General features: G+C 39.4%; 20 protein-coding genes. 11 read left to right on the plus strand and 9 right to left on the minus strand.

Going from position 1 to position 20,953, the window contains the following annotated elements; all coding sequences use genetic code 11:
- Window positions 1-207 precede the first annotated feature (207 nt).
- Window positions 208-1,320, plus strand: a complete 1,113-nt coding sequence (locus EG365_RS07680) for an acyltransferase family protein (RefSeq protein ID WP_001246964.1) — start codon at window positions 208-210, stop codon at window positions 1,318-1,320.
- 34 nt (window positions 1,321-1,354) lie between these two features.
- Here the strand turns inward: EG365_RS07680 and zigA are convergent, their stop codons facing one another.
- The 3 genes from zigA to EG365_RS07695 all read right to left on the minus strand — a co-directional run bounded on the left by zigA (window position 1,355) and on the right by EG365_RS07695 (window position 4,997).
- Window positions 1,355-2,620 carry a zinc metallochaperone GTPase ZigA gene (zigA, locus tag EG365_RS07685; RefSeq protein ID WP_000624541.1) on the minus strand — a complete coding sequence of 422 codons (1,266 nt, stop codon included), beginning with the start codon at window positions 2,618-2,620 and terminating at the stop codon, window positions 1,355-1,357.
- 142 nt (window positions 2,621-2,762) lie between these two features.
- Entirely contained in the window at window positions 2,763-3,446 is a 684-nt protein-coding gene (locus tag EG365_RS07690) for a YcbK family protein (RefSeq protein WP_000833249.1), read from the minus strand.
- 162 nt (window positions 3,447-3,608) lie between these two features.
- Window positions 3,609-4,997, minus strand: coding sequence for an amino acid permease (locus EG365_RS07695; RefSeq protein ID WP_000107089.1), 1,389 nt, complete (start codon window positions 4,995-4,997; stop codon window positions 3,609-3,611).
- Between the two features lie 358 nt (window positions 4,998-5,355).
- On the opposite strand from EG365_RS07695, the gene fahA reads away from it, so the two are divergent.
- The 4 genes from fahA to EG365_RS07715 all read left to right on the plus strand — a co-directional run bounded on the left by fahA (window position 5,356) and on the right by EG365_RS07715 (window position 8,927).
- Window positions 5,356-6,663, plus strand: a complete 1,308-nt coding sequence (gene fahA / locus EG365_RS07700; protein WP_000435859.1) for a fumarylacetoacetase — start codon at window positions 5,356-5,358, stop codon at window positions 6,661-6,663.
- A complete protein-coding gene (gene maiA / locus EG365_RS07705) occupies window positions 6,650-7,282 on the plus strand; it encodes a maleylacetoacetate isomerase (RefSeq protein ID WP_000781245.1) in 633 nt (210 codons plus the stop codon). Before fahA ends, maiA begins: the two co-directional genes overlap by 14 nt.
- A gap of 17 nt (window positions 7,283-7,299) precedes the next feature.
- Entirely contained in the window at window positions 7,300-7,848 is a 549-nt protein-coding gene (locus EG365_RS07710) for a VOC family protein (protein ID WP_000141645.1), read from the plus strand.
- Window positions 7,849-8,147: 299 nt separating this feature from the next.
- A complete protein-coding gene (locus tag EG365_RS07715; RefSeq protein ID WP_000568800.1) occupies window positions 8,148-8,927 on the plus strand; it encodes an IclR family transcriptional regulator in 780 nt (259 codons plus the stop codon).
- Window positions 8,928-9,000: 73 nt separating this feature from the next.
- Here EG365_RS07715 and hppD read toward each other — a convergent pair whose 3' ends face one another.
- Window positions 9,001-10,056 carry a 4-hydroxyphenylpyruvate dioxygenase gene (hppD, locus tag EG365_RS07720; RefSeq protein WP_000353163.1) on the minus strand — a complete coding sequence of 352 codons (1,056 nt, stop codon included), beginning with the start codon at window positions 10,054-10,056 and terminating at the stop codon, window positions 9,001-9,003.
- A 522-nt stretch (window positions 10,057-10,578) separates the two neighbouring features.
- Here hppD and EG365_RS07725 point away from each other — a divergent pair.
- Window positions 10,579-11,049, plus strand: coding sequence for a DUF523 domain-containing protein (locus EG365_RS07725; RefSeq protein ID WP_000924609.1), 471 nt, complete (start codon window positions 10,579-10,581; stop codon window positions 11,047-11,049).
- Between the two features lie 20 nt (window positions 11,050-11,069).
- Here the strand turns inward: EG365_RS07725 and EG365_RS07730 are convergent, their stop codons facing one another.
- The 3 genes from EG365_RS07730 to pncA form a co-directional block, all read right to left on the minus strand.
- On the minus strand, window positions 11,070-12,413 hold the full coding sequence (locus tag EG365_RS07730) for an MATE family efflux transporter (protein WP_001071741.1): 1,344 nt from the start codon (window positions 12,411-12,413) through the stop codon (window positions 11,070-11,072).
- Window positions 12,414-12,591: 178 nt separating this feature from the next.
- The gene (locus EG365_RS07735; RefSeq protein ID WP_001275077.1) at window positions 12,592-13,530 is read right to left on the minus strand and encodes a bile acid:sodium symporter family protein; all 939 of its coding nucleotides are present in this window, start codon (window positions 13,528-13,530) and stop codon (window positions 12,592-12,594) included.
- A gap of 54 nt (window positions 13,531-13,584) precedes the next feature.
- Window positions 13,585-14,229: a bifunctional nicotinamidase/pyrazinamidase gene (pncA, locus tag EG365_RS07740; protein ID WP_000783436.1), complete on the minus strand. Its 645-nt coding sequence runs from the start codon at window positions 14,227-14,229 to the stop codon at window positions 13,585-13,587.
- Between the two features lie 329 nt (window positions 14,230-14,558).
- Between pncA and dapA the strand changes: the two genes are divergently transcribed.
- The 5 genes from dapA to EG365_RS07765 all read left to right on the plus strand — a co-directional run bounded on the left by dapA (window position 14,559) and on the right by EG365_RS07765 (window position 18,344).
- Window positions 14,559-15,452 carry a 4-hydroxy-tetrahydrodipicolinate synthase gene (gene dapA / locus EG365_RS07745; RefSeq protein WP_000193600.1) on the plus strand — a complete coding sequence of 298 codons (894 nt, stop codon included), beginning with the start codon at window positions 14,559-14,561 and terminating at the stop codon, window positions 15,450-15,452.
- 15 nt (window positions 15,453-15,467) lie between these two features.
- Window positions 15,468-16,070 (plus strand): hypothetical protein, encoded by a 603-nt coding sequence (locus EG365_RS07750; RefSeq protein WP_001177091.1) that lies wholly within the window; start codon window positions 15,468-15,470, stop codon window positions 16,068-16,070.
- A 37-nt stretch (window positions 16,071-16,107) separates the two neighbouring features.
- The gene (purC, locus tag EG365_RS07755; RefSeq protein ID WP_000917863.1) at window positions 16,108-16,827 is read left to right on the plus strand and encodes a phosphoribosylaminoimidazolesuccinocarboxamide synthase; all 720 of its coding nucleotides are present in this window, start codon (window positions 16,108-16,110) and stop codon (window positions 16,825-16,827) included.
- A gap of 192 nt (window positions 16,828-17,019) precedes the next feature.
- Window positions 17,020-17,223, plus strand: a complete 204-nt coding sequence (locus EG365_RS07760) for a hypothetical protein (RefSeq protein ID WP_000418560.1) — start codon at window positions 17,020-17,022, stop codon at window positions 17,221-17,223.
- Between the two features lie 281 nt (window positions 17,224-17,504).
- Window positions 17,505-18,344 carry a formate/nitrite transporter family protein gene (locus EG365_RS07765; RefSeq protein WP_000349499.1) on the plus strand — a complete coding sequence of 280 codons (840 nt, stop codon included), beginning with the start codon at window positions 17,505-17,507 and terminating at the stop codon, window positions 18,342-18,344.
- 15 nt (window positions 18,345-18,359) lie between these two features.
- On the opposite strand, the gene EG365_RS07770 is transcribed toward EG365_RS07765, so the two are convergent.
- Complete coding sequence (locus EG365_RS07770; protein ID WP_001285411.1) at window positions 18,360-19,625, minus strand: replication-associated recombination protein A; 1,266 nt, start codon at window positions 19,623-19,625, stop codon at window positions 18,360-18,362.
- Between the two features lie 105 nt (window positions 19,626-19,730).
- On the minus strand, window positions 19,731-20,900 hold the full coding sequence (locus tag EG365_RS07775) for a PQQ-dependent sugar dehydrogenase (protein ID WP_012392008.1): 1,170 nt from the start codon (window positions 20,898-20,900) through the stop codon (window positions 19,731-19,733).
- Window positions 20,901-20,953: the final 53 nt, after the last annotated feature.

The raw sequence follows: 20,953 nt of genomic DNA on the forward strand, positions 1-20,953 counted from the left end.
AAGTTTTATGTAGAGAAATTCAAATATATAAAGGCTTTATCAATATTTATTTAATAGTTATTTCTGCTAAGCCAGTGCCCCATCCTAGAAAACAAAAATATCATTTTTTCTGGTTTACGAAATGATGCTTAAAATTTTTATTTAAAATAACTGATCGATAGTATTCTTCTGCCACACAGTATATTAATAAAACTGGAAGCACATCGAATGCGTAATTATAAAATAGATATTCTTCGAGGAATTTCTATCCTTTTGGTTCTTTTACATCATTTTAATATTCCCTATAAACTCAAAGATACATGGTTAGGTTTTGATTTTTTAGGTGAAGCATTTAGCACAGTCATCGCAAGAAACGGAAATTATGGCGTCACCATGTTTTTTGTGATTTCGGGTTTTTTAATTACCCATCACACTTTAAAACGAGACAAACAATTTTCTGCAATTAACCTCAAGCATTTTTATATCCGACGGGCAGCACGTATTTTACCGTGTCTGGTATTACTCATTTTAGGTGTAAGCATACTTGGTTCATTTGACTTAAAACCCTTTATGAACCAAGCACCGAATGGCATTGAGGTCTCTTATCCTTTAACCATATTTGCAGCCTTAACCTTCTGGATGAATATCCTGATTATTAAATTTGGTTGGGTAAACTACGCTTTGGGCGTGTTGTGGTCGCTCTCTGTAGAAGAAGTTTTTTACTTTGTTTTTCCATTATTGTGTCTACTTACGCGTAGTAATAAGGTCTTTATTACTGTACTTGTTGGAGTGATTTTATATGGACCTTATTTTAGGTCTCTCCATTTTGGAGAAGAAAGCGGTGCCTATTTATATCATTATTTTTCGAGTTTTGATGGTATAGCAATTGGTTGTTTAACGGCGATATTTTCTCATACCTATCGACCAGATTGGACCTATAAAAAACCTCTTTCATGGTTGATTATTTTGAGTATGACCGCTCTATATTTATATGCGCCCATTAAAGAAGTCAGTACATGGGGTATTAGCTTATTTGCTTTTGCCACAAGCTTACTGATTTTGTGTTTTCAACATCCTTCCGAAACACAAGCGCATAACCTATTTACCAAAGTGATGGTCTGGTTGGGGCAAAGAAGTTACGAAACTTATTTGTTTCATCTGGTTGTGCTGGGCCTTATGAAGGTTGCTTTTATTCCAGCCCAAACCGACTCTAGCATTAAAATTATGCTTTTAATTGGCTATTTGGTTCTGACTTTTATCATTAGCGCAGCAATTGAAAAATACTATTCCACCCCGCTTAACAGCTACATTCGAAAGGTTTTTATTAAAGATAAATCATAAAAAAATAAGCCCCTTGAAAATAGGGGCTTTTTTATTAAGCGATCAACATCGTTTCATCATCTTGCTTAAAAGGATTAGACCAGCTCTGCCATGCTTGTGGTCCTAAAGCCATTTCTTCATCGTTTAACAAGCAGCTATCTAAGCGTTGTATTAAAGCTTGCTCATCCATTTGCATACCAATTAAAACCAGCTCCTGACGCGCATCACCTGTGCGGGCATCCCAGTTTTTCTTAATTTCTTCAATACTGGCTAGGTCACTCGGCCAGTCTTCTTCTGCAACGGCTGCCCACCAATAACCAGCTAAACCGTGTCGAGCCATTGCTCCCGCTTGTGACCATGAGTAAGCCAATGTCGGTTCGGCAGCCAACCAGAAAAAGCCTTTGGAACGCACGACTCCCGGCCATTCAGCCTGAACCAAATCATAAAAACGCTCTGGATGGAAAGGTCGGCGGGCACGATAAACAAAGCTACTAATGCCATACTCTTCAGTTTCAGGTGTATGCTCGCCGCGTAACTCTTTTAACCAACCCGGTGCTTGCGCGGCTTCATCAAAATCAAATAACTGTGTATTTAAAATTTTATCTAAAGCGACCTTTCCAAATTGAGCAATTTCAATTCGGGCACGCGGGTTTAACGTTTTTAAAATGGCGATAAGCTGATCTTGCTGAGCCTGATCAATCAAATCAATTTTATTCAGTACAATCACATCACAAAACTCAATCTGATCGATAAGAAGGTCAACCACAGTTCTCTCATCTTGCTCGCCTAATGATTCGCCGCGTTGTTGTAGGGAGTCAACTGAACTGTAGTCTTTAAGAAAGTTAAAAGCATCGACTACCGTAACCATAGTGTCGAGTCGAGCAAACTCATTGAGTGAGTTTCCATCTTCATCTTCAAAAGTAAAAGTTTCTGCCACAGGTAAAGGTTCTGAAATGCCTGTTGACTCAATCACCAATTGGTCAAAGCGTCCTTCATCGGCTAAACGCCTCACTTCAACCAATAAGTCTTCTCGTAACGTACAACAGATACAGCCGTTACTCATTTCAACCAGTTTTTCATCTGTTCTTGAAAGCTCTGCCCCACCTTCGCGTACTAATGCCGCGTCAATATTTACCTCTGACATATCATTAACAATCACGGCAATACGGCGGCCTTCGCGATTATTTAAAATATGGTTGAGTAATGTAGTTTTTCCTGCACCCAAAAAGCCCGATAAAACAGTGACGGGAAGCTTGGCAAATGAGTTGGCGATTGCAGTGTGCATGGCTTGATCTCTTTGAATAATATTTAAACTGATCATGGCTGGCCATTTAAATATGGCCAGATCACAGGCGTAATCTATTTCTAAACCACAATAATGTTATGTTATAACATAACTATTGATCAAGTTTTTATTCCAGTTTTATCTAAGCCAAATTACTTAGTGTTTGAAAAAATTGCTTTTATAGTCCCTGACAAATTGAGGTTCTATAATGATGGTCTGGCCCCCATGCTCTAAAACCTTGGCTATCAATATGGATTTGTCCTGAAGCATAAACACCCAGTCCCATATTAAACGCTTGGCCTTTAGTTGCCCAGAACTGACAAAGCTTGGTTTTAGTTTGTTGAATATTGAACTGGTCTAAGTCGCTAGGCTGTTCTGGCCCAATCCTAAAATCAAGTGCTGCATTAAAGACATGTCGAGAAGCATCAGCACCACCTGCACAGCGGTTTAAAGCTAAAGCTCGATAGACCGAAGTCACTTCAAAATCGTTAATCACGCCATCATCAACCAATGCTTTTAATATATTGAGCGTCGGAACAATGTTGGACCAAATCTCGCGTGGTGGCACTGCGTAAGGCTCAACTCCACATTTTTGCCAGTCTCGGGCTGAACGTAATAACTCGTGGTCTGGAACTAAATCGGCAAGTCCTTTTTGCTTAAGAAATTGCTTATAAGCTTGTACAGACTGTCTGTGATCTGCAGTAGCAATCCAAACGATATAATCTTCAGGCTGTTGTTTGATTTTAACCACAGTTTTAGATGGTTGAGGCAAAGAGGGAGAGCGATGAGTAATCGTCGGCTGGGGTGTTTGAGTACTACAAGCCACCAGAGATAATACGAGTAAACCTAAATAACGCTTCATAAATATATTCTATCTTCCCTAAACGTCTGGAAGCCTTTAATCACTTAATTTCAGAAATGTTATAATATAACAATTATTAAATCCTTTAATTTCTGTTGTAAATTTTAAAAAATAAAAAAGGACGTATTTATACGTCCTTTTTAGCTTCTATCTAAGACCTAATTACATATCGGCTTCTAAAGCATGTACAGTCTGCTCAGCTTTTATTTTACGGCGCTTAAATTGATAAGCCACCATCAAACACAAAATCCATCCTGGAATCATCATAACTGCCACACGCATGTCTGGCGTTAAAGACATCACAACTAAAATTCCAAGCATGAATGCCATGCAAAGATAGTTGCTAAATGGATACATGAAGCTAGGGAATTTAGTCGTTTGACCTTGACGTTGCATGAATTTACGGAATTTTAAATGTGTCCATGAAATCACTACCCAGTTAATCACAATCGCTGCTACTACCAGCATCATGAGTAAACCAAATGCTTTTTCAGGGAAAATATAATTGAGTAAAACACACAATACCGTCACAAATGCAGAGACTAGAACCGCATTGGTTGGAATACCGCGTTTATTAATACGGGCAAGAGCTTTCGGGGCATTACCTTGTTGGGCAAGGCCTAAAAGCATACGGCTGCTGCAATAGCTGGTTCCGTTATAGACGGAAACCGCAGCTGTCAAAATAACGAAATTTAATAATGTCGCAACACCTTGGCTATCTAAAGAGGCAAAGACCATCACAAAAGGACTGCCACCTTCTGCCATTTGATTCCACGGAAATAATGAGAATAAAACAAAAAGTGTCGCAATATAGAAAATCAAAATACGATAGATAATCTGGTTTACAGCTTTAGGTAAAGTTTTGTCTGGATCACGCGCTTCAGCAGCAGTAATACCGAAAAGCTCAATACCGCCAAAAGCAAAAATAATCACAGCCATAGCCATAACCAAGCCTTCAATACCAAATGGGAAGAAACCACCTAATGCCCAAAGGTTAGAAATACTGGCCTGAGGCCCTGCGGTGCCGGTTGCAAGTAAATATGAACCGAAACCGATCATGGCTAAAATTGCTAAGATTTTGACAATTGAAAACCAAAATTCCATTTCGCCAAAAAACTTAACATGTAGTAAATTGATACCATTAATGAGAATAAAGAACGTTAGAGCAGATGCCCAGGTTGGGATTTGCGGCCACCAATATTGAATATAAAGACCAATTGCACTTAACTCTGCCATACACACGAGTACATTGAGTACCCAGTAATTCCATCCTGACATGAAGCCTGCAAAAGGTCCCCAATATTTGTAAGCGAAGTGGCTAAAAGACCCACTTACAGGTTCTTCTACGACCATTTCACCGAGCTGGCGCATCATTAAAAAAGCAATAAATCCTGCAATCGCATAACCCAAGATTACCGATGGACCTGCCAATTTAATCGATTGTGATATACCAAGAAACAGCCCTGTACCAATCGCTCCACCCAACGCAATCAGCTGGATGTGACGATTACTCAAACCATGTTTCAGGTTTCCTTGCTCTTGTGTTGACATATGATTATTCTCATCCTTGTCACGTAATTTTTTTCCAATAAATTACGTATATCATAAATTGATCGGATTTTCATAGAGATTGATGAAAAAATAATTGCGTTACTTTTCTCACAACCGCGCATGAAAACAGAAAATGCAAGAAATAACAATTATTATGCAATGTGTAATTAAATTATGTATTGCGTAATTTGATGAATTCAGTATTATAAGAACCATGAAGTAATTGGTTGTTCTCGGTCTCTATCAAACTCATAAGTAAAAAGATGATCTAAATAACGGTTAAAACTTATTGAGTAGCTCAGTCCCTAGACCGAACTTTTATTTGTATAAGACGCGAGATGAAGACAAGGAAGCGAAAATGGAACAAAAACTAAACTCTTTTATTGAAGTTTCACCTCAATCTGATTTCACTATTCATAATTTGCCTTATGGTATTTTTAGTAGAACAGCCGAAGGCGAGCGTCAGGTCGGTGTAGCTATCGGTGATTGGGTCATTGATCTCGCTGCTCTTGAAAAGCATGGTCTTTTAAAACTTTCAGATCAAGACACATACTTTAACCAGCCTACACTGAATAAATTTATTGAATCGGGCAAAGCCAATTGGTCTAAAGTTCGTAAAACGCTACAGTCTCTTCTTTCAGTTGATAATTTAACGCTTCAAGAAAATGAAGCATTGCGCCAAGAAGTTTTGGTTAAGCAAGACAGTGTTACTTTGCATTTACCACTTCAAGTATCTGGTTATACCGATTTCTATTCTTCTAAAGAACATGCCACCAATGTAGGCTGTATGTTCCGCGACCCTAAAAATGCCTTACTTCCAAACTGGACTGAATTGCCTGTTGGTTACAATGGCCGTGCTAGCTCTGTTGTAGTCAGTGGCACTCAAGTCGTGCGTCCATCTGGACAAATTAAACTTCCAAATGAAGAGCGTCCAGTTTTCTCAGCTACGCGTAAACTCGATTTCGAACTTGAAACAGCATTTGTTATTGGTAAACCAACGGAGCTTGGCCAGCCAATCTCAATTGAAAATGCTTGGGACCATATTTTTGGAATGGTATTACTCAATGACTGGTCAGCGCGCGATATCCAGCAATGGGAATATGTACCTCTAGGTCCTTTCAATTCAAAATCTTTTGCTAGTGCCATCTCACCTTGGGTAGTCACGCTTGAAGCACTTGAGCCATTTAAAGTGGAAGGCCCAAAACAAGAGCCTAAACCTTTAGCGTATCTACAAGAAAATATCGCGAATAGTTACGACATTAATTTGAGTGTTGAAATTCAAAGCCCGAAATCAACACAACCTGATGTGATCTGCCGTACTAATTTTAAATATATGTATTGGTCTATGGCTCAGCAGCTAACTCACCACACCATTGGAGGCTGTAACGTTCAGGTCGGTGATTTAATGGGTTCAGGTACTATTTCTGGTTCTACACCTGACTCTTATGGTAGCTTGCTTGAGTTGACTTGGAACACCACTAAGCCTCTAACACTTGCGAATGGTGAAACTCGTGGTTTCTTGCAAGACGGCGACACACTCATCATGAAAGGCCACTGTGAGAAAAATGGTATCCGTATTGGTTTTGGTGAAGTCCGAAATACGGTACTTCCTGCATTAACTTTTGATTTTGCAGAAACTTCGGAGCCTAATTATGAAGCTGTATAGTTACTTTCGTAGCTCTGCAGCTTACAGAGTACGGATTGGTCTCAACCTTAAAAGTCTCGCTTATGAAACTGTACCCGTTCATTTAGTTAAAAATGAGCAGCAAACTGAAGACTATTTAAAGTTAAATCGCAGTGCCTTAGTACCAACTTTAGTGGACGGCGATTTAACCCTGTCACAGTCATTAAGTATTTTGGAATATCTGGATGAACAATATCCTCAAACCAAATTACTTCCAAATGATGTGAAAGAGAGAGCCAAAATCCGTGCTTTTGCACAGGCGATTGCCTGTGATATTCACCCGTTAAATAACTTACGCGTGCTGAAATATTTAAAAAATGATTTAAATGTTTCGGACGAACAAAAAAATTACTGGTATCAGCACTGGATTCTTGAAGGCTTTCAAACACTCGAACAGCAACTTCAAGATTCAAATGGACAATTTTGCTTTGGACAACACGCAACCATTGCCGACTGCTGCCTGATTCCACAGGTTTACAACGCGAAACGCTTCAAGATTGATTTGTCGGCGTTTCCAAAAATTGAATCAATTTATCAACATTGTTTGTCTATCCCAGCCTTCTATAACGCGGCGCCAGAACAACAACCAGATTGGGAATAGTAAAAAGGAGTTTCAACATGACATTTGCCATTAAAAAAATACATCACGTTGCATATCGCTGTAAGGATGCGAAAGAAACTGTTGAGTGGTATAAAAAAATGCTCAATATGGACTTTATCTTAGCTTTTGCAGAAGACCATGTACCTTCAACGAAAGCTTTTGACCCGTATATGCATTTATTCCTAGATGCAGGTCAAGGCAACGTTTTAGCATTTTTTGAATTGCCAACCCAACCAGAAATGGGCCGTGATGAAAATACGCCTCAATGGGTGCAACATATTGCCTTTGAAGTTGAAGATTTAAATGCCCTTTTAGCTGCCAAAAAACATTTGGAAGACAACGGTGTTAAAGTATTAGGTATTACTAACCATGGTATCTTCCACTCAATTTATTTCTTTGACCCAAATGGACATCGTTTAGAACTGACTTATAACGATGCACATGCTGAAGAAAAAATTGCAAAAATTACTGAAGAAATGAAAACTGAAATGTTAGAGGAATGGAGCAAAACCAAACGCGCTCCACACCATACTCATTTCTTGCATGAAGAAGAATTAGGCGCGTAATTCTTTCAAAGCAATCGTTTTAAAAGTCGGCATTGATGGGAATAGTTTAAATGAACTGTTCTATATCAATGCCGATTTATATTGTTTAAATCTACTAAACCTCTATCAATTTACGCTATAAATGTAAGATGAAGGTGTTTGTAAAAATTGTGGATTATTAAACATGTGAATTTCGCTAATAGAAAAAGGTGATTTCTATTTTTCTATAGGCTCAGGCATGATGTAAAACGCATCAATGCCAATTTATGTTCTGAACAAAACTGTTTAACTGTTGAAGTAAATCGATTAAGGGTATTTAAATGATTGAAGAAAAAATATCTGGGGGGGTTCAATCACTTGAAGTTGGCTTATCCGTACTAAATGCCCTTTTAGAGCACAATCAACCCATTATTCTCAAAGACTTATCTAGTAAGCTTGAGATGCATCCTGCCAAAGTACACCGCTACTTGGTGAGCCTAATTCGCATGGATTACGCCAAACAGCTTGAGGATGGCCAATATGCCTTAGGTGATCAAGCATGGCGTTTAGGCTTAAACTGCATTCAGCACAGCGATACTTTACAGTTAGTACAACATTTAATTTACGACTTACAAAGCAAAATTGGCTGTGGTATTCAAATTAGTAAGTGGTCACCCAAAGGCCCTGTCGTGGTTCAATCGATTGAATCTAACCACCCAATTTCGATTGTGACCAAAGTTGGCTCAATTATGCCTTTAGTCAATTCTGCTGCTGGGCGTTTATTTGCTTCTTACCTTCCTGAGCATTTTGTTCGTCCTTTATTAGAAACTGAGTGGCAAAAACATCAGGAACTTGGGCTAAACATTGCGCCACATAACTGGGAAGAATTTTTAGAACTTAAAGAGACGATCCGCCAACAACAAATGTCTGCGGCGAAAGGTGATTTACTTACCGGTATTAACGCAGTAGGCCTGCCAGTATTTAACTCAAACCAAGGGATTGAGTTTTGTATTGTGGCGCTTGATAGCGAGATGTTTTTACCCGTCGATCCACAAAGTAAAATTATTGAAACACTTAAAAATGAGATTAATTCAATTAATCAATATATTAAAAGCCGCTAATCAGCTAATCAATAGCCATAAAAAAACCAAGAGCATTGCTCTTGGTTTTTTTAGATTAGAGACAAAGCAAAACTTATTTTGCTTCGAGCACACCACGGCGAATCTGGTCACGTTCAATCGATTCAAACAGTGCTTTGAAGTTACCTTCACCGAAACCGTCGTCATCTTTACGTTGAATAAATTCGAAGAAGACTGGCCCAATCATATTTTCAGAGAAGATTTGTAATAAAAGCTTCTTCTGGCCATCTTTAGTACTGCCGTCTAATAAAATACCGCGTTGTTTTAACTCTTCAGTTGGTTCACCATGTTCAGGTAAACGCTCTTCAAGCATTTCATAATACGTATTTGGCGGTGGTGTCATAAACTTAAGACCAAGGCCTTTTAACTTATCCCAAGTCGAAATTAAGTCATCACAAATAAACGCGATATGCTGAATACCTTCGCCATTAAAATCAGCTAAGAATTCTGCAATTTGGCCGTTACCCTTGTCTGAGTCTTCATTTAAAGGAATACGAATCATGCCATCTGGTGCAGTTAATGCTTTAGAGGTTAAACCTGTATATTCACCTTTAATGTCGAAATAACGAATTTCCTGGAAGTTGAAAATCTTCTCGTAGAAGTTTGCCCAATACTCCATACGTCCTTTGTAGACGTTATGCGTTAAGTGATCAATTTCTTTTAAACCCGCACCTTCAGGGTTACGCTGCGCATCATCGAAGAAAACAAAGTCATTTTCATAAATATCGCGGTCAACCAAGAAGATTGGCATGCCACCAATACCTTTAATTGCCGGAATGTTAAGCTCCATTGGCCCAACTTTTGAGTACATTGGTTCTGCACCAAGTTCAACCGCCTTTTTAAAAGCTTTTGCTGCATCACGAGTTTTAAATCCCATCGCACAAGCAGATGGACCATGCTCATTAAAAAAGAATGAAGCATAAGATTCTGGCTGATAATTCAGGATAATATTGATATTTCCTTGACGCCATAAGTACGCTTTTTTCGATTTATGCTTGGCTACTTTTGAAAAGCCGATTGTTTCAAAAATTGGATCTAATTCATTTTCTTTTGAAACAAACTCAATAAATGCAAAACCGCATAATTCTAATGGGTTCTCTAAAATATCCATCTAGTTTCCCTCTGGTAATTACCTGATCCGTTTACTTCTCATGCTGATCTGGTCAGCTCCTTTCTCTATAGAATACGCATTTGCTGGGAGTGTGTTTGAACCGTCAAAATGCCTTAGCCCAACGCATCCTATGAGAAAAAAACCAATAACTAAAACGAAGATTGAGTGAGCGCAAAGCCGATGATTAATTTCCCTTCTATATGGTGTTTGTTTTCCATACACACTGTCCTTTCTTATCTAAAAGTACGATTGAGATTTTTCAATAAACCTTTAAAAATCGTCTTTTCCTAAAGTTATTCCTAGATTTATGGAGGCCAACATCCTTGTTGGACCTCCAATGGCCATTTACCTTAAGACAGATGCTACTAAAAACAATTAAATTATGCAATACATAATTTAATTATGAATTGTGTAATTTATTAATCAAATTACTTCGTTTGTTTGTGCTTGTTTTAGATTTCATATTTTATAAATCATTGGGTACACTCACATGGCTTTTAAAGTTCTAAGGGCGGAAAAATCATGCTTTTAATTAGTGCCTGTTTAATTGGGGAGCCTGTACGCTACGATGGCCGCTCTTGCTTACACACTAAACTTAAGCAGTTGTTTTTAAATAAAAAAGCGCATGCACTTTGTCCAGAGTTATTAGGTGGTTTTACTACTCCAAGGTTACCTGCAGAAATTGTTGGGGGTACGGGTCAAGATGTGCTTGATGGCAAGGCAAAAATCCTGGATTCATCTGGTTTAGATGTAACAGAGCTATATTTAAAAGGCGCCTACCGTACTTTAGACATTGCACGGCAAATACAAGCAACTTGTGTGGTTTTAAAAGAAAATAGTCCGTCTTGCGGTAGTCAAAAAATTTATAACGGTACTTTTCAAGGCGAGAAAATTACGGGTGTTGGGATTACCACAGCACTGTTACAGCGCCATGGTTTTGAAGTGATTTCTGAAAATGAGATTGAAGAATGGTTAGCAGCACATCCTTTTTAAGGTTGTGTTGATTTACCTAATCAAAAACCTCTTAATTGCTTTCTAAAACGAAAACAGAAGGCACTCAATACACAAGCCACTGAATAACTTATGGCAGCCATACTCCAGAAACCATAAATTCCCATTGCAGATATAGAGTGACTCCCCCAGTGCAGCCCTTTATAAGCCATCCACCAACCACCGCCTAATCCGAAACATAACACCACGACCAAGAAAATCAGCATTGGTAAAATCGACACATCCCAACAACGCAGCAAAGAGGTCAATAACGTCATTAAGCCATCTAGAAAGTGAGACATACAGACAATCAACAGCAGTGATGCAGCCAAAATCTGAACAGCCAAATCATCTGAATATAACGTGACAATTAAGTCCCTCTCCAGCCATAAACACAGGGATAGACTGCCGCTTACTGCCATAATGACCCATATACTTTGTATGGCAATTTTGTTTGCTTCTTCCATGTTTCCGCTGCCCATAGTTCTTGACACCAAAATGCTATAAGCCGAGGCAATTGATGAAGGAAAAATAAACATGAAACCGCCAGTGCTCGCGACAATTTGATGGGCTGCAGACACCACACTCCCGAAAGGCAAAATCAGAATAGCAACTGAACAAAATGCAACAACGTCCATCAACGCCATGATCGCAGTAGGTATCCCTATTTTTAAAATCATACGCAGTCTTTGCCGGCTATCTTCATCTGACCGTTCTGGATGTTCAATAAAGATGTACCTTTTCTCTAGAAAAAACAGGTAATAAACGGCCAACATAAACCACCGTACAATGATAGTGGCTAACAACGCCCCTATCGCCCCGAGTGGCGGAATTGAAAATAAAGCGACACCATAAATCAGAAGATAAGACAAAATAATTTTAAGAATGAAGAAAAGACTATCTGATAATAAAACTTTATACGCATTTTCAGTGACCTGAGACAAAGCTGTAAATAAGCGCATCAATAAATGGGCAGGTAAAATAAATACCAAAGCCCAAATACAGTTTTTAGTAATTGAAACGACATGTTCAGATGCACCAAATAATTTTGGTAGATCACGGAACAAGTAAAGCAAGGCAATACTCACCAATGCCGAACCTAACATCAGCCAAACGCCTTGAATAAAAATTTGACGAATACGTGGTATGTTATGGCAACCATAAGCTTCCGAGAGCTTAAGCATCACACCTTGCAGTATCCCCATTCCAATGACATAAACCACTGTATATAAAGATAAGGACACCGATAAGGCGGCAACATGGTCATTACTAAAATGCCCTACATAAGCAATATCAATCAATCCACTTAAAATTAGAATCAAATTGCTAGAGAGCATGGGAATAAATAATTTAAAAATCTGGTTCATCAAAAAAATGCCTTATTTTTTTCTTTGCGATTTATGTTGATATTCACGTTATTTTTAGTGCATCAATTCGAAGCAAAAGACATACCAGTTTTAAATTCAGCTCAAATAAAAAGTGCTTTAAATAAAAAGACCAAACTATCCGTTTGGCCTTCTTTTCTAATGTATATCGTTTATATAGTTATTCTTGTTTGTGTTTACTTGCCCAATAAGTCGCAAGTGCAGGACCAGAAATATTATGCCAAAGGCTGAAAATAGCACTTGGTACGGCAGTAATCGGGGAAGCCGCAAAATGCACTGCTGCAAGCGCCACGCCTAAGCCTGAGTTTTGCATTCCTACTTCTACCGCAATTGCTTTACTGTCCACATAAGGCAATTTAAAGAAACGCGCTGCGGCAAAACCTAATAAATATCCAAGCCCATTATGCAATATCACTACCGCCAAAATGAGCAAACCCGACTGTAAAATAGCTGCTTTACTGCCACCAATAATGGCTGCCACAATCGCTACAATTGCAATCACTGAAACTAATGGCATGACTTGAATATAGGATTCAACCTGACGTTTAAGCCAAGTTCGCAAAATTAGCCCAATCACAATCGGAAGTAGTACGACCTGCAAAATCGAAATAAACATCGAAGCCGCGTCAATCTTTAGCCATTGGCTGGCAAGTAGATAGAAAATTGTAGGCGTTAACACAGGAGCCAAGAGTGTTGATACCGAGGTACAGGCGACCGATAAAGCCACATTGCCTTTGGCCATATAGGTAATGACATTTGAAGCTGTTCCTCCTGGGCAACAACCGACTAAAATAACGCCGACCGCAATTTCAGGAGGCAAATTAAATAATTTACATAAAATAAATGCCAAGCCCGGCATCACCACAAACTGCGCGACAACCCCAATTAACACGGCTTTAGGGCTTTGTAGAACCCCTTTAAAATCATCAACGGTCATGGTCATTCCCATGCCAAGCATAATAATGCCCAAAATCCATGGAATATAAGCTTTCAGCCAAACAAAAAATTCAGGCTGCCATAGCGCCAGAGCTGCAAAAATAATTACCCATAGGGCAAACGTCTTTTGAACAAACTGAGTAAAACGGAGTAATGCAGACATACTGTTCATCCATACCAAATCGCAATTAAAGTCCAAGCATCAAAATCAGTATCTCTAGCATTCATTCAACAGATCAGTCGATTGAATACGAACAACACCTTGTTGCTGCATAGTTTGCCACGCTTGTTCTAATGAACCATTAAGATCAATACCTTTGCACGCATCTTCAACCACTAAAGTTTTAAAGCCTTGCTTAACCGCATCTAAAGCAGTCCATGCGACACAAAAGTCTGTGGCAATTCCGACCACATAGACCGTATCAATACCACGTTCTTTTAAATATCCCGTTAAACCTGTCATTGTTGAGTGGTCAGCTTCCATAAAAGCCGAGTAACTATCAATATGAGCATGAAAACCTTTTCGGATAATCAGTTGAGCTGTCGGGATATTTAAATCCGGATGAAATTCGGCATCATGTGTGCCTTGTATACAATGCTTAGGCCAAAGCACCTGTAATCCATAATCCAGTTCAATCGTTTCAAATGGCTGCTTGCCCGGATGGTTGGCTGCAAAAGAAATATGATTATCCGGATGCCAGTCTTGAGTGAGGACTACATTTTCAAAACAACCTGCCAATTGGTTAATGGTTGGAATAATCGTATCGGCGTCGGCAACTGCTAGGTTTCCACCAGGGGTAAAACCATTTTGCACATCAACTACGACTAAAGCCGAATTTTGTGGTTGTTTATTCATTTTCATGCCATCTTAAGTCCCATTCGGGAGAAATATGCATTTTATCTTGCCATAAAAAAGACCGTGTTAAGTAGAGGTTGGAAGAATTGCACCATATTCTCATTTTTACTGTCTTTTACTTGAAATGATCAAATTGGCATTCTATGTTTTGCTCAAGTTTACATAGGGTTTATCAGTCAAGCATATTGTTCTTATGCGTCTGATCAGTCATAATTTGCATAATTGTCATTCAACAATCTGTTATTGTTAGAACTGGACAATCAAAATACTGCAACCATCCCACATTTTGTTTTTCTTACCTCAGATTCGGATGGATAAATAGGATATTTTTTAAAATGACTCAGCAAGCACAGACCATTCAAGGCTCAATCGTCGCAATCGTCACTCCCATGTTGAAAGATGGCGGTGTAGATTGGAAGAGTCTTGAGAAGCTGGTTGAGTGGCACATAGAACAAGGTACAAACAGTATTGTAGCCGTCGGTACAACCGGCGAAGCCTCAACATTGAGCATGGAAGAGCACACACAGGTTATTAAAGAAATTATTCGTGTAGCCAACAAACGTATTCCAATTATTGCCGGTACTGGTGCAAACTCAACCCGTGAAGCAATCGAATTAACTAAAGCTGCCAAAGACCTTGGCGCAGATGCAGCTTTACTTGTAACCCCATACTATAATAAGCCGACTCAAGAAGGCCTTTACCAACACTATAAAGCGATTGCTGAAGCTGTTGAATTACCGCTTATTCTTTACAACGTACCTGGTCGTACAGGTGTAGATTTGTCAAACGATACAGCTGTTCGTTTAGCGGAAATTCCAAATATTGTCGGCATTAAAGATGCAACAGGTGACGTACCGCGCGGTAAAGCTTTAATTGATGCTTTAAACGGCAAGATGGCTGTGTACTCAGGTGATGATGAAACTGCATGGGAACTTATGCTTCTTGGCGCAGACGGTAATATCTCGGTTACTGCAAACATTGCACCTAAAGCAATGAGCGAAGTATGTGCGGTTGCAATTGCAAAAGATGAGCAACAAGCAAAGACGCTTAACAATAAGATTGCAAATTTACACAATATTCTATTTTGCGAATCAAACCCAATTCCTGTGAAATGGGCACTACATGAGATGGGACTGATTGATACTGGTATTCGTTTACCACTCACTCCTCTCGCTGAGCAATATCGCGAACCTCTCCGCAATGCCCTAAAAGATGCGGGAATTATTTAATAAGAGCAATTTATGATGCAATTACGTCTTGGTTTAGTCCTTGCAGTTTCAGCCTTAAGTTTAGCTGGCTGTGGTCGCTTCGCACTCAATAATCACTCTTTAGATTATAAAAATGCAAAGCAACTCGCCCCACTTGAGTACCCTGCTGATGCAACTGTACGACCAGCGACACCTTTGTATCCTGCACCAACAGTAGACCAGCTTGCTATCGATCACGCACCGAAGTTTGAAAACAAGCGTGGCAATCGTTTTGCATTGCCACGTCCTGAACCACTTCAAACTGATACGACAGCAGATGCATCTGCTCAAACAGGTAGTGCGCTTGGTCGCCCTCAACTTGTGACAGATGGTAATAAAAATCCACTGTTAAAAATTGATGGAAGTACTGCCGAGATTTGGCAATACACCAAAGCTACGTTAAGCACGTTAAATTACAACGTCATCGCTCAAGGTAACAATCAAGCGACGATTAAAGTAAATGACAATACATATGTGCTTAAGCTCACTGGTGTTGGCTCTAGTCATAGCCTTGCTCTATTTAATCCAGATAACACTTTTGCTAGCCCTGATGTTGCCGCAGAAGTGTTAAACCAGATTTACCAAAATTGGCCAGCCTAGTCGTTTACTAGGCATTTTTTTTAAAAAAGGTTCCCTCATGTTAAAACAAACCTTGCTCTATACTGGTAAAGCAAAATCTGTATATGAAACAGACAATGCCGACCATCTGATTTTAGTCTTTCGTGATGATGCCTCTGCGTTCAATGGCGAAAAAATCGAACAACTAGATCGTAAAGGCAAGGTGAACAACCGTTTTAACGCCTTCATCATGGAAAAACTTGCTGAAGCGGGTATCGAAACGCATTTTGAAAAATTGCTTTCTCCAACTGAAGTTCTTGTTAAAAAACTTCAAATGATTCCTGTTGAATGTGTAATCCGTAACTATGCAGCAGGTTCTCTATGCCGTCGTTTAGGTGTAGAAGAAGGTAAAGAGTTAACTCCTCCTACATTTGAATTGTTCTACAAAGATGATGGCCTAGGCGATCCAATGGTTAACGAATCTCAAGCGATTGCTTTAGGTTGGGCAACTGCTGAACAGTTAGAACAAATGAAAGTGTTAACTTATAAAGTAAATGATGTATTAAAAGCATTATTTGCTGAAGGCAACATGATTTTGGTGGACTTCAAACTTGAATTTGGTGTTTTCCATGATCGTATCGTACTTGGTGACGAATTCTCTCCAGACGGTTGTCGTTTATGGGACAAAGATACTAAGAAAAAACTCGACAAAGACCGTTTCCGTCAAGGCTTAGGCGGTGTTGTTGAAGCTTATGAAGAAGTTGCTGCTCGTTTAGGCGTAGATTTATCTGACATCTAATCAGCTCAACTTTATAAAAAACCGAGCATTTCAGCTCGGTTTTTTTATTTTCAGCACCCAAGAATTTAGGAAAAGTAGACAGATTTGTATATTTAATTAAATTATGACTTGCACAATCTCAAAACAAGGCACTAAAATCAAAAAAAATATAAATTGCATCACAATAATTAAATTTTTAAATAGGATGAGTCTATGGAACTATTTAAGCCTGAAAAGAGATTAATGAATCATCCAATCCATTTTGGTGAAAATCCATTAGTAATTTTATCTAATTTTAGCCACTCTGCCTTAAAGCAAGGATGGAGCCAAGCTGAAGTCGAAACTGTCATTTCTGAAGCTTCCCAAGGCGACTATATGAAACTCATACGTACCTTGAGAGCATATACCTTGTTTTAATTATTGTTGCCATTTTCATGACTACAAGCGCTTAGCTTCAACGTTACACTTTTTATAGCAGGCTGATTGAGTTTGCTATCTTTTCTTATACTTAACTTTTCTATCAGGTCTGGTCGATTCTTTTCTTCACGCATTATTGTTCTAGTTCGCTTACCCCCCCGAGTGTTCAATTTATAAAAAAACACATAAAGCTGGTAGGAATCTTCTAGATTTATCCTGAACACTGCCTTAACAATAAATAAAAAACGATAAATATAAATATTCAGTGAGGAGTAAACCTGATGGACCATGAACTAGAAGAAGAGAAAGTCGATCAAACCCTAAGCTGGCGTGAAAAAATGGCAGTTGAAGAACACGAGAAACTGTCGCCCCGTTTAGTATATGAAATTATTCGCCGTGATGGTGCCGAAGAGTTAGATCGCCCAACAGCCGCACTCATCTTTTCAGGCATTGCAGCAGGTCTAGTCATCAGTTTTTCATTTGTATTTAAAGCGATTATTGCTTCTTATATCCCAACTGATGCCATCTGGACCGATTTAATTACCAATTTCGGTTATACCATTGGATTCCTGATCGCTATTTTAGGACACATGCAGCTCTTTACCGAAAATACTATTACTACAGTTGTGCCCCTATTTAAGCCCTTTACCTTAGACAAATTACGAGCTGTAGGCCGTCTATGGGGAATCGTGATTCTATGCAATATCATTGGAACAGGTTTGGCGAGTTTATTCTTCCTGACCACCGACTTGTTTACTCCAAACATTGACAAAGCCCTAGATGAGCTCGCACATCATGTTGCGTCTTTTTCCGCCATCCAAAACTTGCTTAAAGGGGTTATGTCTGGACTTTTAATTGCTGCATTGGTCTGGATGCTACCTTCCGTCAGCAATAAATTCCTAGTCATCTTTTTCATGACTTATCTAATAGGACTAGGCGACTTTACCCATGTGGTCGTTGGCTCTACCGAAATGTCCTATCTGGTCTGGCAAGGAGAAGCTTCTCTTGGTGAATATATGTTTAATTTCCTGATTCCAACCACCATTGGCAATATTATTGGTGGTACAGGCGTGTTTACCCTGCTGATTTATGGTCAAGTGACTGAAGAATTGGAACAATAGCAGGAAACAATAAAACTATTGTTCCTGCTGCCATCTGCGTTGTTGTAGGCGTTCACCTTCAACTTCACGCTTGTTTCTTGCCGACTCATAGAGTTTGGTTCCCTTTAACTCAGGTGGCAAGTAGTCTTGCAACACAAAGTGCTCTGGGTAGTCATGAGGATAGAGATAATTAATTCCATAACCTTGCTGTTTCATCAGTTTGGTTGGCGCATTTCTCAAGTGTAAAGGTACTGGTAAATTTGCCGTTTTCTCAGCAAGTTCCAAGGCCTTATTAATTGCGAGGTAAGTACTATTACTTTTTGCACTGGTCGCTAAATAAACTGCTGTTTGACCCAAAATAATTCGAGCCTCAGGCATTCCCACCGCCTGTACAGAACGGAAACATTCACCTGCAAGCAATAGTGCATTTGGATTCGAGTTTCCAATGTCTTCTGAAGCGGCAATCAACATACGTCTTGCAATAAAAACCGGATCTTCCCCACCTTTAAGCATCCGTGCCATCCAGTACAAAGCCGCATCTGGATCACTACCACGAATCGATTTGATAAAGGCAGAAACGAGGTCGTAATGCTGTTCACCCGATTTGTCATAACGCGCAATATTTTGCTGAGCGACTTTTACTACAACCGCATTGGTAATGGTATTTTCAACTTCGGGCTCAAAAGTACTTGCAATTAAGTCAAGTAAATTGAGTGCCTTACGAGCATCACCTGCTGCAAACTGTAAAAGAGCATCATACTCTTCAATATGAATATAGCGTTCTTTTAAAAATCTATCGTTTTGGAGTGCATTGTTAAGTAGCGTCTGAATTGCCTCACTGTCTAAACTGTTTAAGGTATAGACCTGACAGCGTGATAAAAGTGCACTATTGACTTCAAAAGACGGGTTTTCAGTGGTGGCGCCAATTAAGGTAATTTTACCTTTTTCTACGGCACCTAATAATGCATCTTGCTGTGATTTATTAAAGCGATGGATTTCGTCAATAAAAACTACAGGTGTCAGTAAGTCACCACTTTCTGCAATCACTTCACGTAATTCTTTTACGCCCGTATTTAGCGCAGATAAGCTCACAAATGGACGATCTATTGCCTGAGCTAAAAGCAAAGCAATTGTCGTTTTACCGACGCCTGGCGGCCCCCAAAAAATAATAGAAGGCAAATGTCCCTGATCAATCATTTGACGTAAGGGCGCATGTTCACCTAACAAATGATCTTGCCCAATAATTTCAGACAAGTCTCTCGGGCGCAGGCGTTCAGGAAGTGGAATATGGGTGTCTGACATCTCAAATAGCTTTATCGTCTTTTCACTATAGTCTATTGTGTCTCACAGAAATCTACAATTTGAATCTATGAGACACATCCTTTATTTACAGGGTATTTCCTAGCATTAAGAGGGTTTCTTACTCAGCTTGAGTAAACGAGCATTGGGGCCATCTTCAATTACCCAAATTGAACCGTCTTGTGCTTCATGTAACCCACGAATACGTTGCTTCATCTCTAATCTTTGTACTTCTTTTACGGGCTTATGCTCTAAATCTACAACAACAATTGCTTCTGAAGATAACCCGCCAATTAAAGCTTTATTTTGCCATGCAGGAAATTGTTGTCCGCGATAAATAATTAAGCTCGACGGTGAGATTACAGGAGTCCAGTCAATTTCTGGTGCTTTAAACTCTGGGCGCGTGTGATGATCTGGAATAGGCTGCCCTGAATAATGATCTCCATTTGAAACAATCGGATAACCATAGTTTTCGCCTTTGGTAATAATATTAAGCTCATCACCACCTTTAGGCCCCATCTCAACCACCCATAGCTGTCCTTTACGGTCAAAGGCCATTCCTAATGGGTTACGATGTCCAAGTGACCATATTTCAGCAGTGACACCGCCTTGCTCATAAAAAGGGTTACCTAAGGCTGCTGAACCGTCATCATTTAAACGCAAGATTTTACCCAAGTTACTTTTCATATTTTGGGCAGGGTCAAACTTTTGACGCTCACCTGAACTCACCCACAGCTTACCATCTGCGCCAAAAAGCATACGATGCCCATAATGGCCCTGTCCTGACACTTTAGGTACTTGCTGCCAAATTTGCTTTATATCGGTGAGTTTTGGTTGATTAGGGTTAGATAAATCTAATTTTGCACGTGAAATCACTGCACCAGACCCACCTTGCCCTTTGCCTGCATAACTAAGATATATCCAGTGATTTTTGGCAAAGTCCGGGTGCAAGGCTACATCACCTAAACCGCCCTGCCCACCATAACTTACGGCTGGAATACTTTGGACATCCAACATCTGTTTATTTTGTGGATTAAAAATTTTTAGCTTACCTTGCCGTTCAGTCACCAATAAGCGTTGATCAGGCAAACTGGTGATCGCCCAAGGCTCTTTAAAATGTGCGACTGCCTCGACCTGATAAGTTTGTTTGGCAGCACTGGTCTGCTCTGTTTTTGTAGTTGTATTTTGTTCAGGACTTTTTGAATTAGTATTATTAGAGCCACAGGCCATTAACAAGAAGAAACTACTACATAATAAGGGGGCTGCTAATCGTCTCATCATTTTTATCTCCTTTTGCTTTTATTTTTATATAACGGAGATGATTAAAAAAT

This window comes from Acinetobacter sp. FDAARGOS_494 (genome assembly GCF_003812225.1).
Classification (GTDB): Bacteria; Pseudomonadota; Gammaproteobacteria; order Pseudomonadales; family Moraxellaceae; genus Acinetobacter; species Acinetobacter baumannii.

Coding starts and splice junctions, on each gene's coding strand:
- EG365_RS07680 (WP_001246964.1), top strand. CDS start 208: ATGCGTAATTATAAAATAGATATTCTTCGAGGAATTTCTATCCTTTTG.
- zigA (WP_000624541.1), bottom strand. CDS start 2,620: ATGATCAGTTTAAATATTATTCAAAGAGATCAAGCCATGCACACTGCA.
- EG365_RS07690 (WP_000833249.1), bottom strand. CDS start 3,446: ATGAAGCGTTATTTAGGTTTACTCGTATTATCTCTGGTGGCTTGTAGT.
- EG365_RS07695 (WP_000107089.1), bottom strand. CDS start 4,997: ATGTCAACACAAGAGCAAGGAAACCTGAAACATGGTTTGAGTAATCGT.
- fahA (WP_000435859.1), top strand. CDS start 5,356: ATGGAACAAAAACTAAACTCTTTTATTGAAGTTTCACCTCAATCTGAT.
- maiA (WP_000781245.1), top strand. CDS start 6,650: ATGAAGCTGTATAGTTACTTTCGTAGCTCTGCAGCTTACAGAGTACGG.
- EG365_RS07710 (WP_000141645.1), top strand. CDS start 7,300: ATGACATTTGCCATTAAAAAAATACATCACGTTGCATATCGCTGTAAG.
- EG365_RS07715 (WP_000568800.1), top strand. CDS start 8,148: ATGATTGAAGAAAAAATATCTGGGGGGGTTCAATCACTTGAAGTTGGC.
- hppD (WP_000353163.1), bottom strand. CDS start 10,056: ATGGATATTTTAGAGAACCCATTAGAATTATGCGGTTTTGCATTTATT.
- EG365_RS07725 (WP_000924609.1), top strand. CDS start 10,579: ATGCTTTTAATTAGTGCCTGTTTAATTGGGGAGCCTGTACGCTACGAT.
- EG365_RS07730 (WP_001071741.1), bottom strand. CDS start 12,413: ATGAACCAGATTTTTAAATTATTTATTCCCATGCTCTCTAGCAATTTG.
- EG365_RS07735 (WP_001275077.1), bottom strand. CDS start 13,530: ATGTCTGCATTACTCCGTTTTACTCAGTTTGTTCAAAAGACGTTTGCC.
- pncA (WP_000783436.1), bottom strand. CDS start 14,229: ATGAAAATGAATAAACAACCACAAAATTCGGCTTTAGTCGTAGTTGAT.
- dapA (WP_000193600.1), top strand. CDS start 14,559: ATGACTCAGCAAGCACAGACCATTCAAGGCTCAATCGTCGCAATCGTC.
- EG365_RS07750 (WP_001177091.1), top strand. CDS start 15,468: ATGCAATTACGTCTTGGTTTAGTCCTTGCAGTTTCAGCCTTAAGTTTA.
- purC (WP_000917863.1), top strand. CDS start 16,108: ATGTTAAAACAAACCTTGCTCTATACTGGTAAAGCAAAATCTGTATAT.
- EG365_RS07760 (WP_000418560.1), top strand. CDS start 17,020: ATGGAACTATTTAAGCCTGAAAAGAGATTAATGAATCATCCAATCCAT.
- EG365_RS07765 (WP_000349499.1), top strand. CDS start 17,505: ATGGACCATGAACTAGAAGAAGAGAAAGTCGATCAAACCCTAAGCTGG.
- EG365_RS07770 (WP_001285411.1), bottom strand. CDS start 19,625: ATGTCAGACACCCATATTCCACTTCCTGAACGCCTGCGCCCGAGAGAC.
- EG365_RS07775 (WP_012392008.1), bottom strand. CDS start 20,900: ATGAGACGATTAGCAGCCCCCTTATTATGTAGTAGTTTCTTCTTGTTA.